General features: G+C 36.0%; 12 protein-coding genes. 8 read left to right on the top strand and 4 right to left on the bottom strand.

Going from position 1 to position 15,651, the window contains the following annotated elements; translation table 11 throughout:
• Positions 1-68: 68 nt before the first annotated feature.
• Positions 69-545 (bottom strand): histidine phosphatase family protein, encoded by a 477-nt coding sequence (locus MP477_RS19075; RefSeq protein ID WP_230039932.1) that lies wholly within the window; start codon positions 543-545, stop codon positions 69-71.
• A 115-nt stretch (positions 546-660) separates the two neighbouring features.
• On the opposite strand from MP477_RS19075, the gene ruvX reads away from it, so the two are divergent.
• The 5 genes from ruvX to MP477_RS19050 all read left to right on the top strand — a co-directional run bounded on the left by ruvX (position 661) and on the right by MP477_RS19050 (position 4,470).
• Positions 661-1,077, top strand: a complete 417-nt coding sequence (gene ruvX / locus MP477_RS19070) for a Holliday junction resolvase RuvX (protein ID WP_230039930.1) — start codon at positions 661-663, stop codon at positions 1,075-1,077.
• Positions 1,074-1,646 (top strand): peptide deformylase, encoded by a 573-nt coding sequence (gene def, locus MP477_RS19065; RefSeq protein WP_230039919.1) that lies wholly within the window; start codon positions 1,074-1,076, stop codon positions 1,644-1,646. Before ruvX ends, def begins: the two co-directional genes overlap by 4 nt.
• Positions 1,647-1,724: 78 nt before the next feature.
• Positions 1,725-2,282, top strand: a complete 558-nt coding sequence (locus MP477_RS19060; RefSeq protein ID WP_230039918.1) for a DUF5606 domain-containing protein — start codon at positions 1,725-1,727, stop codon at positions 2,280-2,282.
• A gap of 495 nt (positions 2,283-2,777) precedes the next feature.
• Positions 2,778-3,545 (top strand): nucleoside triphosphate pyrophosphohydrolase, encoded by a 768-nt coding sequence (mazG, locus tag MP477_RS19055; RefSeq protein WP_230039916.1) that lies wholly within the window; start codon positions 2,778-2,780, stop codon positions 3,543-3,545.
• Between the two features lie 52 nt (positions 3,546-3,597).
• Positions 3,598-4,470 carry a hypothetical protein gene (locus MP477_RS19050; RefSeq protein ID WP_257191639.1) on the top strand — a complete coding sequence of 291 codons (873 nt, stop codon included), beginning with the start codon at positions 3,598-3,600 and terminating at the stop codon, positions 4,468-4,470.
• A 58-nt stretch (positions 4,471-4,528) separates the two neighbouring features.
• Here MP477_RS19050 and MP477_RS19045 read toward each other — a convergent pair whose 3' ends face one another.
• The gene (locus tag MP477_RS19045) at positions 4,529-5,011 is read right to left on the bottom strand and encodes a hypothetical protein (RefSeq protein ID WP_257191638.1); all 483 of its coding nucleotides are present in this window, start codon (positions 5,009-5,011) and stop codon (positions 4,529-4,531) included.
• Between the two features lie 92 nt (positions 5,012-5,103).
• Here MP477_RS19045 and MP477_RS19040 point away from each other — a divergent pair, with 92 nt between their 5' ends.
• Positions 5,104-7,131, top strand: coding sequence for a M43 family zinc metalloprotease (locus tag MP477_RS19040; protein WP_257191637.1), 2,028 nt, complete (start codon positions 5,104-5,106; stop codon positions 7,129-7,131).
• Positions 7,132-7,200: 69 nt separating this feature from the next.
• On the opposite strand, the gene MP477_RS19035 is transcribed toward MP477_RS19040, so the two are convergent.
• The gene (locus MP477_RS19035; RefSeq protein WP_257191635.1) at positions 7,201-10,920 is read right to left on the bottom strand and encodes a metallophosphoesterase; all 3,720 of its coding nucleotides are present in this window, start codon (positions 10,918-10,920) and stop codon (positions 7,201-7,203) included.
• A 26-nt stretch (positions 10,921-10,946) separates the two neighbouring features.
• On the opposite strand from MP477_RS19035, the gene MP477_RS19030 reads away from it, so the two are divergent.
• Complete coding sequence (locus tag MP477_RS19030) at positions 10,947-12,122, top strand: Pycsar system effector family protein (protein ID WP_257191634.1); 1,176 nt, start codon at positions 10,947-10,949, stop codon at positions 12,120-12,122.
• Positions 12,123-12,137: 15 nt separating this feature from the next.
• Positions 12,138-13,061 (top strand): bestrophin family protein, encoded by a 924-nt coding sequence (locus MP477_RS19025; RefSeq protein WP_257191633.1) that lies wholly within the window; start codon positions 12,138-12,140, stop codon positions 13,059-13,061.
• Positions 13,062-13,240: 179 nt separating this feature from the next.
• Here MP477_RS19025 and MP477_RS19020 read toward each other — a convergent pair whose 3' ends face one another.
• Positions 13,241-15,541: a GAF domain-containing protein gene (locus MP477_RS19020; protein ID WP_257191632.1), complete on the bottom strand. Its 2,301-nt coding sequence runs from the start codon at positions 15,539-15,541 to the stop codon at positions 13,241-13,243.
• Positions 15,542-15,651: the final 110 nt, after the last annotated feature.

Genomic DNA, 15,651 nt, shown 5'->3' with positions numbered 1-15,651 from the left:
CAAAAAAAGTTTTTAACTTAAGCAACCGTTTTTATTACCATACTGAATAAAGAATTATTGAAAAGAAGCTAAATTTTCCCCGGCTCATAAAAGAATAGAAGTTTCTTTTGGGCTCCGTCAAATTCAGACCATGAAGTGCAGTCTACTTCAAAACCTGCGACACCACAGGTCGGAAAATGAAAAATATCTTCAGAGATAGAATTGGCAAAATTCGAGATTCCGTTATTATGGGAGAAAAAGGCAACCGAGCTAAGGTTGTCATCCAGATCATAAATTACAGACTCAAAATTTCTTTCCGAAGGATTATAGAGTTTTTCATCAGTAGAAAAATTAAGCTGATAGGTTTGGTTAAAAATTTTGCATGTATTGAGCGCACGGACGGCCGGGCTTGAAATAAAATGGTCAATAGAAATTTGATGACTTTTCAGGAACCGGGACATGTTCATAGCGTCTTCTAAACCTTTATCTGCTAAAGGTCTGTCAAAATCCTCCGTTTCTTCCGGCCAGTCGCTTTTTGCATGTCTTACGAGGATGAGTTTCTTCATATATTTGTTTTTTGGAGGATTAAAATTATAAAAAAAATAATGGAATAAAACATGATTTATATAAAAAAACTGCGTTATGAATAAAATCATTAAATTTTACTAAATTTGCAAAATTATGGGACAAATCCTTGCGATAGACTATGGAAAGGCGCGTTGTGGCATTGCTGCAACAGATGATATGCAGATTATAGCCAGTGGGCTGGATACTGTGGAGACCCGTTTTCTGATGGAATTTTTAAAAAAATATTTCAGCGAAAATAAGGTAGATGAAGTAGTAGTTGGCCTTCCCACAGATTTGAAAGGGAATATTTCAGAAGTGGAAACTGATATTTTAAAATTCATTGAAGAATTTAAAAAAGAATTTTCGGATATTGCAGTCCACCGTTTGGATGAAAGATTTACTTCCAAAATGGCCTCGTTTTTTATTTCCCAAAGTGGAAAGAGCAAAAAAAAGAGACAGGAAAAGGGATTAATAGATAAAGTAAGTGCAACCATCATATTGCAGAATTTTTTAGAACAAAGATTAAGATGATTTTACCGATAAGAGCTTTTGGGGATCCTGTTTTGAGAAAAGTAGGAAAAGATATAGATAAAGATTATCCTGAATTACAGGAATTACTGGATAATATGTTCGAAACGATGTACAGTGCAAATGGCATTGGTCTTGCTGCACCTCAGATAGGATTGGATATCCGTCTGTTTATAATAGATGTGACCCCCCTTGCAGATGATGAGGATTATGAAGATATCAAAGATGAGCTGGCAGAGTTTAAGAAAGTTTTCATTAATGCCAGAATTCTTGAAGAATCGGGTGAAGAATGGAAGTTTAATGAAGGCTGTCTGTCTATTCCGGATGTAAGAGAAGATGTGAAAAGAAAAGAAACTATCGTCATTGAATATTATGACGAAAATTTTGTAAAACATACAGAAACTTTTTCCGATATTAGAGCCCGCGTAATTCAACATGAATACGATCATATTGAAGGGGTTTTATTTACCGACCATCTGAGTGCACTGAAGAAGAAACTGGTAAAAGGAAAACTGACAAAGATTTCTCAGGGTGATGTAAGCATCGGCTACAAAATGAGATTTCCAAAATAATGTAAACAAGGATTAAAAAAAGAATAATAAAAGGCAAAAAGCTGAAAGCTGATTGCAGAATTTACAAAAAATAAAATTATGCTGTTAGAAAAAATAATTTCAATTTCTGGAAAACCAGGACTTTTCAAATTAGTTTCTCAATTAAGAAACGGGTTTATTATTGAAGATGTTACCAACAAGAAAAAAGTAAGCATTGGTAACTCTAGCCAGGTAAGCTTATTGGATAATATTGCAATGTTTACATTTGATAAAGAAGTTCCTTTGTTCGAAGTTTTTGAAAATGTTGCTAAAAACAATGATTATAAAGAAACTATTTCTCACAAAGCTTCTGATGCTGAACTGAAAGATTTTATGTTGGCTTCTCTTCCTAATTATGATACAGAAAGAGTATATGCATCTGACATCAAGAAATTGGCTCAATGGTATAATATTCTTCACAAAGCTGGATATATCACTCCTGAAAGTTTTGTAAAAGCAGAACCTGAAACTTTGGAAGGTGAGCCTGCAGAAGAAGTAAGCATTGAAAAAGAAACTAAAAAAGCGGCGCCTAAAGCAGAAAAGCCTGCTGCTCCTAAAGTAAAGGCTACTTCAGCTGCAAAGTCAGCTCCGAAAAGTACACACACTAAAAAAGGATAATCCGATCACCGGATTTTACAATACAACCTTGTTGAGAACTTTCTTAACAAGGTTTTTTGTTTTGTGGGGATAAGAGGGGGAGGCAAGGATTGGAGTTGAGAGTTAAGAGTTAAGAGTTGAGAGCCGAAATGCTAGATTTCAGATGTTGAAGGTTGAAATACAACTTTAAGTTAAAAGTGAATTTTTCTTTGCTGGTGAATAGTGAATTTTTTATCTGCAAAAAATTGACAAGCGCAGCCGGATTGACCATTCACAATTTGCAATGCCGTTTTAAGTCAGAGATTGAATTTTTCTTTGCAAGTGAATAGTGATTGGTTGTACCAGATCTGTGAAAATTGATAAGCGCAGCGCAGATTGACGATTCACAATTCCTGCTTCATACTTTCAACTCTTAACTTTCAACTCTTAACTCTTAACTCTCAACTTTCAGCTCCAAGGCTTGCACTAAAGTCAAAATAACCCTTACATTTGTATAATTTTGAATTTCCCATTACTATGAATACGAAACAGGAAAAGCTGGAAGCTTTCGGAAGACTACTGGATATTATGGATGATCTGCGTGAAAAATGCCCATGGGATCAAAAGCAAACTTTAGAGTCGCTTCGCCACCTGACTCTTGAGGAGACTTATGAGCTTTCAGATGCCATACTTCAGGAAGATTTACAGGAAATAAAGAAGGAACTGGGAGATGTATTGCTTCATCTGGTTTTCTATTCTAAAATAGGATCTGAAAAAGGAAGCTTTGATATAGCAGATGTTATCAATTCTCTCAATGAAAAGTTGATTTTCCGCCATCCCCATATTTATGGTGATACTGAAGTGAAGGATGAAGAAGAGGTAAAGCAGAACTGGGAGAAGTTGAAATTGAAAGAAGGTAATACCTCTATCCTGGGAGGAGTGCCGAAAAGCCTTCCAAGTATGGTAAAGGCGTACCGGATTCAGGATAAGGTAAAAGGGATTGGGTTTGAGTTTCATAATGCAGAAGATGCCTGGGCAAAGGTAGATGAGGAGATCCAGGAATTCCATGAGGAAACGGATCCTGTTAAAAAAGAACAGGAGCTGGGAGATGTGTTTTTCTCATTGATCAATTATGCGAGGATTTCAGGAATTAATCCTGATTCTGCATTAGAAAGAACAAACCTGAAGTTTATTTCAAGATTTCAAAAGATGGAAGTACTTGCCAATGAGCAAGGTTTAAAACTTGCTGATATGTCCCTGGAAGAAATGGATATTTTATGGGAAAAAGCAAAGCTTCTTTCATAAAGTCGTATTTGGAACGATTAATGCTTCTTAATTTAAGTTAAAAAAAATACATATGATACGATTTCTTATTTTACCTGTTTCACTTTTACTGAGCTGTAATCCTAAGGCACAGAATCAACCCACTAATGATGATAAATTACAAGTACAGTATACCTTACCTAAAAAGCTAAAGGAGGTTTCCGGAATTACCTTGTCTCAGGATAAAAAGACAGCCTGGGTCATAGAAGACCGTGGAAATAAAAATGCTGTATATGGGCTTAATGATAAAGGTGAATTGCTGGCCTCTATTCCGGTTGAAAATGCTGAAAATACAGACTGGGAAGATATTATCTCAGATACACAAGGAAATATTTACATTGGAAATTTTGGAAATAATGATAATAGCAGACAGGACCTTGCTATTTTGAAGACAGATTTAAAAGATGCCACTCAGGCAACAACCAAAGTGATCCAAACTACAAAATTTCATTATCAGGGACAGACTGAATTTCCTCCAAAAAAATCTAACTTATTGTATGACTGTGAGGCTTTTGTAGAGATGGATGGTAACTTCTATCTTTTTACTAAAAACAGAAGCAAAGGTTTTGACGGAACTTTCCTTGTTTTTCAGGTTCCTAATAAAGAAGGAGATTTTGAAGCCAAATTAATAGGGAGATTAAAGCTTGACGGAGGGTATAATGATGCTGCTATTACTTCTGCAACCATCAACAGTACGAAAGATAAGATTGTACTGCTTACCCATAAAAACATTCATGTTCTCAGTGGGTTTACAGCAGATGATTTCAGTTCTGCCAAAATTCAGAAAATACCATTAGACCACAATTCGCAGAAAGAAGCGATTGTTTTCCTTAATGACAAAACATTAATTATTGCTGATGAAAAAGCTAAAGAAGAAGGTGGAAATGTATATCAGCTTGCTTTTTAAACAAATCAATATTTATAAATAGTAAACCACAGAAATTATCTGTGGTTTTTTTATTGGTTTATTCAGGTTTCTTTTTAAGATTTCTGGTAGGTTTTTGAATTTCATTATACAAAGCTTCTAATTCTTTTGGTGGATGGCCCGAGTCAAAAGTTGCTGAGGTATAGGTTGTACCGCCCGAAGTAATAATAATGGTAGCGGCCAGAGCCCGGTCAGAATATCTTCCTGTTGTGGGAGATTGAAGCTTGGATATTGCAGATAAATCAAGCGCTTCTGCCTGTTTGGAAATGCTTGCCCATTCAGAGGGGGAGATAGAAGAATTGGTGGGGTCTGCATTATTGGAGGTGTAGACTTTAGAGGTAGCTGTGAAAGTCACACTATCATTAACTCCTCTTGTTTGTTCGATTAATTGTACTTTTTCAATTTTCCCTTGTTTTGTATTTATTGTTGAATTTTTTCCGTTGTTTTCACTTTTATTTTGATTAATACAACCTATAATTGAAAATATGAATACGGAATTAATTAATATAAAATGTTTTTTCATTGAATTATTTTTATGTATTTGGTGTTTTTTTTATCTATTATTATTTGGTTTTTTGTTTTTGTTTATATATTTGCTAAAATATAAAAAAGAATATGAGAAAAACTACTATTTCGAAATTTTTTTTGGTACCTCTATTATTTTCCGGAGCTGTATTTACCAATGCTCAGAATAAAGAAGGTTCAAAATTTTCAAAACGCTCCACAGAAGGAAATAGGGATCCCCGGGGAATTGAAAGATGTGGAACTGTTGCGTATGAAGAAGGTCTTAGGAAACAATTTCCTGAGAGATTTACAACGGAACAATTTGAAGAATGGCTGGCCCCTTTAATTGAAAAAAATAAATTGAATAGATCCCAGAACGGGAATGTCATTACTATTCCGGTTGTAGTACATGTTATTCACAATGGTCAGGATATAGGAACTGCTCCCAATATTACAGATAGCCAGGTAATGTCACAGATTACAGTAATGAATAACGACTTTAGACGAATGACGGGAACTCCGGGATTTAATGCCAGCCTTGTAGGAGCAGATACTGAAATACAATTTGTACTTGCAAAGGTGGATCCTAACGGAAATCCCACCAATGGTATTGATAGGGTAAATCTTTGCCGGGAGTTCTGGGCTAACGGATCCCCAGCAGATGGTTACGAAAACTTTATTAACAGTACGGTAAAGCCTACAACAATATGGGATCCTACAAAATACATGAATATGTGGAGTGTAAATTTTGCAGACAGTGGCTTACTGGGCTTTGCTCAATTTCCATCTAATTCCGGACTTCCGGGGATGGCTGCTAATGGTGGGCTCGCCAATACAGATGGTGTTGTTGCAGGTTTCTCTACTTTTGGGAGTATGGATTACAATGATGGAACATTTCTGATGCAGGCGGGCTATGACAGGGGGAGAACAATGACTCATGAGGTAGGACACTTTGTAGGATTACGACATATCTGGGGAGATGCTAACTGTGGAAATGACTATTGTGCAGATACTCCAACAGCACATACTGCAAATTATACATGTAATGCTGCAATAGCCAGCTGTGATAATGCATCAGTGTATGAAATGGTTCAGAACTATATGGATTATACCAATGATACCTGTATGAACATTTATACGAATGATCAGAAAACAAGAATCAGAACAGTAATGGACAACTCTCCAAGAAGGGTAGAGCTGAAGACATCTAATAGAGATCAGCCTATTCCTCTGTTTGCTAATGATGCTGAGATCAAATTTGACGGAGGCTGTTCAATTGGTGTGGTGAATTGTGGGGAAGGAGTAGTACGTCTTATTCTTAATAATAGAGGGACAAGTAATTTAACGTCAGCTGTTATTTCTTATTCATTCAATGGTGGTGCTGTTCAAAATTATAACTGGACAGGTAATTTAACTCAGGATAAATCAAGCGTTATCAATATTCCTGTTGATGGAGCTGTACCCTCTTCTCCTGTTTCATTAGCGATTGTCTCAGTCAACGGAACAACAGATGAAAGAAGTACAAATAATACCTCAAACGGTAATTATGTGAAACCTATAATACCTGAGTATTTTGGTACCACTACATTTACTTTTAAATTATTAAGAGACCGATATGGAAATGAGACAAGATGGAACCTGAGAAATAGTGCTGGCCAGATTGTTAAGTCCGGAAACTATTCTAACACACAACCGGGACAGCCGAATCCAACACTTATTACACAAACATGGACGCTTCCTCAAGATTGTTATGCATTTACTATTTCCGATGATTTTGGGGATGGCTTAACAAATGGTTATGTTGATTTATCTACAAGCTCAGGGCAGGTTGTATTTCATAAAGATGGTGAGTTTGTTTATGAAACTAAAACATTTACAACAAGAGAGACGCTGGGAACCAAGGAAACGGATAAGAAAAATAATTTCGGAATATATCCTAATCCGGTTAATGATATACTTACTATCTCATCTGTTTCCGGAGAAGCACAATTTGAAATTCATAATGCTGTCGGACAGCTTATTAAGAAAGGTAAAATTGAAAATAGCCAGATCCGTGTAGCTGATTTAGTGAAAGGTACTTATGTTATTACAATACAAGATCGTACAATTTCTGAAAGTATTAAATTCATTAAGAAGTAATACAAACATATATACATAAAAGAAAAACTCAGGTCACCCTGAGTTTTTTTTATTTACTTCTTTATTAATCTAAAATTTCATACCAATACCTGCTGAAATCCTTCCGCCATCTGAGCCATAGAAATAGTTTAACCTTGCGGAGATCATTTCGGCAAGACTTAGCCAAACACCGGCTCCTACAGATTGATGCCATTTTCTTGAATATTCGCCATCATTCCATACACGTCCAATATCATAGCCTACCAGAATTCCAAGATTGGCAGGAATAATATTATTTCTGATTCTTCCAAAATCCCATCGGATTTCTGAATTGTTGATAAAGTATGATCTACCGGAGAATCTTTCATTTCTGAATGCTCTCATTCCATTGTTTCCACCAATAGTTGCCGCCTGGTAAAACTCAAAGCTGTCATTATTAATCCACATGGCATGACTGGAATTGGCAAAAACAAAATTTCCTTTTTTATCAATTCTGTGGTCAATAGCCAGCTTACCTTTCAGAGTAAGGAAGTTCCGGTTAAAATTTGATAAAATTGCTTTCCAGTCGGCATTAAGCATGAACTCCATTCCAAGAGTAGGGAAGGCAACATTATCTGAATTTTTATAACTGAATGTATAATTGGCCCCTACAAACTGCTGGCTACTGAAGACTTCAGGCCTTACATCGGGAGATTCGTTAATGAATCTTCCTTCCTTTACCTGTACTTTATTGTCTTCAAAGGTAAGCTGAATCTGATGATTGAGATTCATCCAGCTTTTTTTGGAGATCGAAGGAGCAACATTGAATTTGGAAATCCGGGCCCTGTTATATTCTCTCTCTGTATTTTCTTTATCATAAGGGCTTTCATTGGATAAGCCAAAGAAATTCTGAGAGAACCTTGGCGTGGTATAGGCAGCATCCACATTAAAATCCCATCCTTTAATTGCCTGTTTGAAAATCCCTTTATAAGTAAGACTGAACCCCGCTGTAGCAGTATAGAAATTGGCTTTTAAACTGTGTTTTTGAGTATAAGGGTCGCGAATAAAGTTATTCACGGTATAATTTGCTAAAACACCAACAATTACTCCATCATCAGGGTTGTAATCAAAGTTGGGGTATCCTGCAAATGAATTGTATTTCGGGTGCTTATAATTGTAGCTGTTGAGGTCATAATCATCAGAAATATTCTTTGTGGCATTGCCGGCATTGTTATAAGTGTTCTTCTGTGATTTAAAATCATAAATTTTCACTTTTCTTCCGTCTGCAACATTATATACATCGTGATTATATCCGCCAATCAGTCTGATATTCATCTTTGGATTTCCGGTTCCTGTTACTTCATAGATATCATCATCTTCGAGCCCATAGATCCAGAGTTCTTTTGTTTTTGAATCATCATATTTTTTTTCAAAAACCAGTTCATTTTTATCTTTGTTTTTACCGAGTTCATATTGTTGTACAAGTACAGACTTTCCATTTTTTGTAATGACGAATTTATCAGGATTTATAGTTCCTGCCAATGGAACTTTTTTCTGAAGCACATCATAATAGTCGAAGGCATAATCCTGTAACTTGGTTTTTCGTATTTTCAGTTTTTTCTGAATATCGGCAATGGTTTCATCCTGTACTTCTTTGGGAAGATTTTTGAATGCTTCATCAATATCGGAATCGGTAAGGTGTTCCTGGATGTATTTTGCCTGTGCTACCCATTCTTCCTGAGTAGATCCTTTTAAAAAGACCAGATCCATTGGGTAAGGTTCCATACTCAGCCATTTTACACTGCTGATATCTTCTGTGAATGTTTTCATATGACGGATCGCCGGGACATTCATAATAAGTTTGAATGCAGCTCCGTCATATTTACTGAAAGCCTGATCCCGGTCTTTGGGAATTGGTTTGTAAACCACTTGATCTCCTTTCTCATATTCAGCCCATTTCCATTGATCCGAATGGCGGTCCCAATCTCCGATCAGCATATCAAAAATCCGGGCCCTCATATAGGATTCCTTATCAACAGAATATTTATAGTTTTTGATGAGGTTTTTCAGTACGTCATCAGTAGAAAGAATATCTTTTGCATTATCCAGTGAAGCTAAGGTTTTAGGGTCTGAAGAAAAACGCTCTTCAATCATATACATTTCATCACCGTAGTTTTGATTGTACCTGCCTAAAGCCTGTTGCTTAGGAATATAATATAATTTTGGATTGCTGTGGAAAATTCCCAGTTTATCGGCCATATTTCCAACGGAAAAAGGAGTGAAAGGATGATTCGTGGTATAAAAGTCCAGTAGGAACTTTTCAGGAAAGGTATCGGTAAGTTCTTCTCCAAATGTACTTTTGGTAAAAGCCATATTGTTGAGAAAACGAATGGCACTTTTTTTTATGCCGCGCATTACAAATTCCTGTCCGTCTGAAGATTTTAATCTTAAGCTGTTGGATTGGTTTCCTCCTCCTTCTCTGAAAGGGATAAAGCCTCCATTAAGCTCCGAAAGGTTGGCTGTAGGAGCTTCAACAGGGATTCCGTAATATCTTCTGTAGTGATCTCCCCAAAGCCATCTGTAAAATTTTCTTTTTTGGGTAAGCTGTAGCGGATAGATAGTAGAAGATATGGCTGGCGGAAAAGAATTTGGAAAGTTATTCACAAATACGTCCGGTTTTGAAATGACAGAGATCTGGGCAAGCCTCTGAAGCTGGGTATCTTTTGTTGAAAAGAATTCAACATCGGTACTCTGGTCATTTCTGATATTTAAAACAGCAAAACCATTTCCGCCGTAAGAGAAATCTGTTTTTTCGACAATCGTAGACGGATCAGTTTTGGAACCTGCACCACTGATGATCTGTCTTATATTTCCATCTTCATGATATTGAAGATTATGATCATGTCCTGAAACAAAGATGATATTTTCTTTATCCTGAACAATACTTTTCAACCGGTTGGCAAGATCAGCATAATGCTGATTGTTGATATCCTGAGGATTTGCCCCTGACGAGCTCCTCAATATGTTGATAACACTGGCCACAACAGGAACAGGAATTTTACTTTTAAGAGGATAAAGGTGAGATTTTGCAGAGTTAAATCCTGCATGAATTCCGCTGCTGATAATAGGATGATGCAGGGCCACAATAATTCTTTTGCCTTGATTTTTGATGACCAGGTCTTTAAACTCTGTGAAAAAATCTTCACGGGTTTTTATATTACAGTTTTTATTGATTCCCGGGTAATTATCCCAGTTGGCGATCACCCATTCCGTATCAATGGCAATTAATTTAATATCCTGAGATATGTTGATGTCATCAATAGGGCAGCCGCTTTTAGGTAAAAAGGGCTTCTTATCATTGAAATAATTCTTTACCAGGGTTTCCTGGGCTTTTAATCCGTCCACACCGCTGTACCAGTCGTGGTTTCCGGGGATCACCAGTGTCTTTCCTTTGAAGTTTTTGGTGATAGAAAGCTGATTTTCGAGTTTTTGTTTGGCAAGATTATAGTCTTTATCCGTTTCTTTAGGCATTCCGTTAGGGTAGATATTATCACCCAAAAAGATCAGCATAGACTTGCTGTCTGCAGAATCCAGCTTGCCTTTCAGTAAATTCAGGGTTTTCTGTGCCTGAACTTCATCTGCATTTCCGGCGTCACCGATCAGGAAAAGCTTAAAATCAGCTTCAGATTTTATATCAGAATCTTTCACTTCAAATAAGTTTTTGCCTTTTTGTACGTTATAGGTTGCACAGGAGTAAAGGGCTCCTGCGGATAATATTGTCCTTAGAACAATAGAAGTATTTTTTAGATGAGTTTTAAAGGATAAATTCATAAATTTACAATAACAAAAATTCAGGAATGAGCATTCTACACAAAGCTAAAAATTATGTTGAAATCTTATTCAAAGATAAGTTATCTTCGGTATATTTTTATCATAATTTTATTCATACTGCCTATACAGTAAACAAGGCAGAAGAAATCATGAAAAATACTCCTGTTTCCGAAGCGGATCAGGAGAAGGTACTTGTGGCACTCTGGTTCCATGATACCGGCTACATAGAATGTGCGATGAATCATGAAGAGAGGGGTGTGGAAATTATGAAGGATTTTCTGCATCAGGAAAATTACCCTGAAGACTATATTGGAGATGTTGAAAAACTGATCATGGCCACAAAAATTACTTATGAGCCTCAGAATTTACTTGAGAAAATAGTGAAAGATGCTGATTTCAGCCATTTTGCAGGTCACGATTATAATGATATTTCTGATGCCTTGAGAAAAGAATGGGAGCTTACCAATGTAAAATGTTTTTCTAACGACGAATGGAATGCCGGAAATCTGGATATGCTGAAAAACAGGCATACTTTTTATACAGATTATGCCAAAGAAAACTGGGAACCTTTAAAAAATAAGAATATCAAAAAGATTGAAAAAAAGCTGGAGAAAGAAGCTGAGAAGAAGGAAGATAAAAAAGATAATTCTGAAGGGAAAAAAGAAAAAGAAAAATCTGACAGAAGTGTCGATACTTTATTTCGAGTGACGCTTAATAATCATACAAGACTGAGTGATATTGCAGACAGTAAAGCGAACATTCTGTTATCTGTAAATGCTATTATTATTTCAGTATGCCTGTCTGTATTAATTCCGAAGCTGGATACCCCTAAAAATTCACATTTGATTCTTCCTAGCTTTATATTACTGCTTTCAAGTGTGCTGACAATTATATTTGCCATCCTGTCTACAAAACCCAATGTAACCAAAACAACTTTTACTCCTCAGGATATTGCTAACAGAAAAGTAAACCTGTTGTTTTTCGGGAACTTTCAGCAGATGCTGTTTGATGATTATCATAATGCAATGAAAGACCTTATTAAGGACAGGGATTATATTTACGACTCTATGGTAAAGGATTTGTATTACCTGGGAAAAGTCCTGGACAGAAAATATAAGCTTCTATCCATAACGTATAAGATTTTTATGGCTGGAATTATTATTTCAGTACTTTCTTTTGGATTTGCATTTCTTAGTCTTTAATTAAAAACAGATACAATGATTGTTAGGCAGCGTACAAACTGGCTGAAAATGCTATTTATATGGAGAGGTTCTGTGTTAAAGAAAATTGTAGTTCAGCTGATCATTATTACGCTGTTTTCATTGGCTATTTATTATTTTAAAGGAAAAATATTTGATTATAAAGTACATCTTAATCCTACGATTTTTACATTAATAGGATTGGCATTAGCCATTTTCATGGGTTTTTGCAATTCCGCAAGCTATGATCGTTTTTGGGAAGGCCGCAAGCTTTGGGGACTGCTTGTTATTGAAACAAGATCGCTAACAAGGCAAATTTTTTCATTGGTAAATGATTCTTCTCCTGAATCTAAAGAAGAAAAACAAAAAATCATCAAAATGATCTCTGCATTCTGCTGGTCTTTGAACCATCAGCTCAGAGATAAATCCGGAACTGAACACCTTTCCCGATTACTTTCTCAGGAGCAGGTGGAGCAGCTGAAGGATAAAAAATTTATTCCAAGTATAATCCTGGGTTTTATTGCCGCCTGGCTGAATGAACAGCAGAAAAAAGGAAATATTGATACCATTGTACTGACTTCTATGGACCATCAGCTGAATCAGTTTTCTAATATTTCCGGAGGCTGTGAGCGAATTTATAACACACCGTTACCATTTGCCTACAGTGTTTTGCTGCACCGTACGGTATACCTATACTGTTTTTGGCTTCCTTTTGGGTTAGTTGATTCCCTGGGATGGATGATGCCTTTAATTGTCCTGCTGATCAGTTATACCTTTATTGCATTGGATGCTATAATCCAGGAAATTGGGGAACCTTTTGGGGAAGAAGAAAATGATCTGGCCCTGAACAGCATCTGCCGTACTATTGAGTTTTCTATTTTTGAGCAGGCTGAAATACCACAGGGTGAGCTGAAGAAGCCGGATACTTATTTTATAGATTAGGATAATCTGGCTGATGATTGGTTTTTAAGAGTAAAAGTTTATTAGTTACCTAAAAGCACATCAAGATGTAAGTCGGAAGATATACCTTCTCACTATGAAAAAAAATGCTTATCTACCCATAATAAGGCAGTAGTTATTAAGTAAAAATGAAAAAATCATAAAATTATTGAGTCCACAATTTATATCAACGTCACTCTCAGTGCCAGCAACCCAGTGATCCCCTGAAGGTCTTCAACTTTCAGAAATTCTACGTTAGGTTGTAAAATTCCTTTGTTCTGAAGTTTTGAGATATATTCGAGATATTCTTTCTGGTTTTCCATTCCGAAATAGACTATGGTAATCTTTCCGGGAGCAGTAATTCTTTCCGAAGAGTCTTTTACATGAGCTTTGTCAAGACGCTTTTTTATGATTTCATAATAGGAATTATAAGCCCCATCTACATCAAAGCGCTTTTCATCCATTCTGAATCGGATGTCTATTTTTTCATTGTATACAAAGATCAGTGAAGCTATATCCAGCTGAATCGGAAGCTGCTGTTTAAAAGACTGAAACTCCATTTCCATTTTGCAGATGGTTTTCAGCTGCGAGTATCTTAGCTTATGGACTACTTTTGAAGTGTAATGAAGCTCCGGAGCTATAGTGGTACCAATGTACAGGTTGTGTTCCACTCCATCAGACTTAAACCTTTCATAATAATGTGGAAAGATCTGTTGAGCTTTCACCTGGCTTTCATCCAGCATATCTGCCAATTTCCTGTTGACAAGCGTTATAGAATCATCCAGTTTTTTTCTGTGGTTATAAAACAGGTCAGTTTGAACCCGCACCTGCAAAAAGTACTCTTTAATTTTAGTTTTTAATTCTCTGGATGATCTTACCTCCAGTTTTCCCTGTAGGAACGGATGAATTTCTTCTCTCAATAATCTTTGAAGGCGCTGTTCAGTATCAGCCTTGATCTCATTATTCAGTTCATTTTCAAAAACATCTAATGCGAGCATAAACTTTTCCGAATCAGAATTGGTTATTGTTAAAATATCAATTAACCATTCAATCTGCTGGTTAAGGTCCTGAAGCATAAGGTTAAAACGTTTTTCCGAAGAAGAACGGATGTCTGAGACTCCAAATAAAGGGGTTAGATTTTTAAATGATATTTCCTTTAGAGTATATATTTTTTTTCCAAGCGATGCCGTAAAATATTTTTCAGCTTCATTCCTGAACTTCCATACCACACTGTCATGAATAGATGTATACTCACGCTGGATAATAGCTTCTATCTGGTAATTTTTCTCAAAGTAGAATCTGCTTAAAGAAAAAAGGATCATATCGGAAAAAAACTCCATTTTTTTGAGTTTTAATCCGTTAAAACTGCCAGCCAGAGGAGACGTGAATTCCATGATAGCAAGAAGCTCACTGTCTTTCATGATAGGAATCACCATAAAGCTGTTGACATTATTGTCTTTTAATATGCTGAAAGAAGGAAGCTGTCTGACATTTTCATCCAGATTATCGACGTTGGAAACCACAATGGGTTTTGAGTTGTGGTTTAAGTTATTGAAAGTATTTTTACGGGTTTCTTCATCAAATGTATTGATCCAGAAATCAAGGATATGATTGGTTAGAAGACTTTCGTAAATAGGAAGTTTATCAAGCTTCTGTTCTTTCTTATTAAAAGTCATCAATCCAAAATTAAGCTCTGGTACATCAAAATAGGATTTGAAAATTTCAGTCAGGTTTTCATCCGGATTTAAATCTTCAGGATCAATCTCTATCATGCTTGACTTCAGATCAGATAGTGCGACTTCGGAAGTACAGTCTACCAATGAAATAATTGTAAATCCTTTTAATATCCAGGATTGCGAAGGAAAATATTTTTTCCACAATTTAAAGTCATCAAGATTTTCCAACAATACATCCAGAATATCATCCGATGGTATTTTTGCTTCTTCTGTAGGATAAATTTCAGTAAAGTCTGAGTTTACTGTAATTTTATAATGTTTCATGATTCCCTGCTGATTCGGGATATCATAATAAAAAGGGATTGTACTTTTGATATCTTTCTTAAAGTAACTCTGAAGAATCAGACAGCAGCAGAATACATAAAACTCATCGTCATTAATATTTCTGAGTTCTATTTCAAAATCTTTACCGGCGTCCTTAAGGATGTTTTTAAACCTTTCGGTATAATTAAAAGTAATGTTGGAAAGGGGAATACTTGCTGCCTTTATTTCATTATGGGTAAGACCGGTAGGGAAAAGGTCAGCAAGAAGTAACCTGATGAGGTCTTCATGTTTTTCCAGCAAGGTGATATCCTGAAAGCCTTCTTTAAGCTCTGTAAAGTTTTTTGTTCTGTCAATCAGGGATTCAGCATAGTTGACCCTGTATTCCAGACGGTCATTATATCGGATATGTTCCAATACATCCAAATATTTTTTGAACGATATATAAACCTGAAAGGGAGAGTCTTTTTTGTAAAGATTAGCCAAGAGCTGAAATTTAAAGTAAAGTTATGAAAAAAGTTGCCTCCAATAGTTCTGGGACAACTTTTATTATTTTAAAAATATAGTAATTGTTTGGTGGTCAGGGCTTCTGATTT

This window comes from Chryseobacterium sp. WG23 (assembly GCF_024586575.1).
Classification (GTDB): domain Bacteria; phylum Bacteroidota; class Bacteroidia; order Flavobacteriales; family Weeksellaceae; genus Chryseobacterium.
This window is presented reverse-complemented; position numbering and strand designations above follow the sequence as displayed.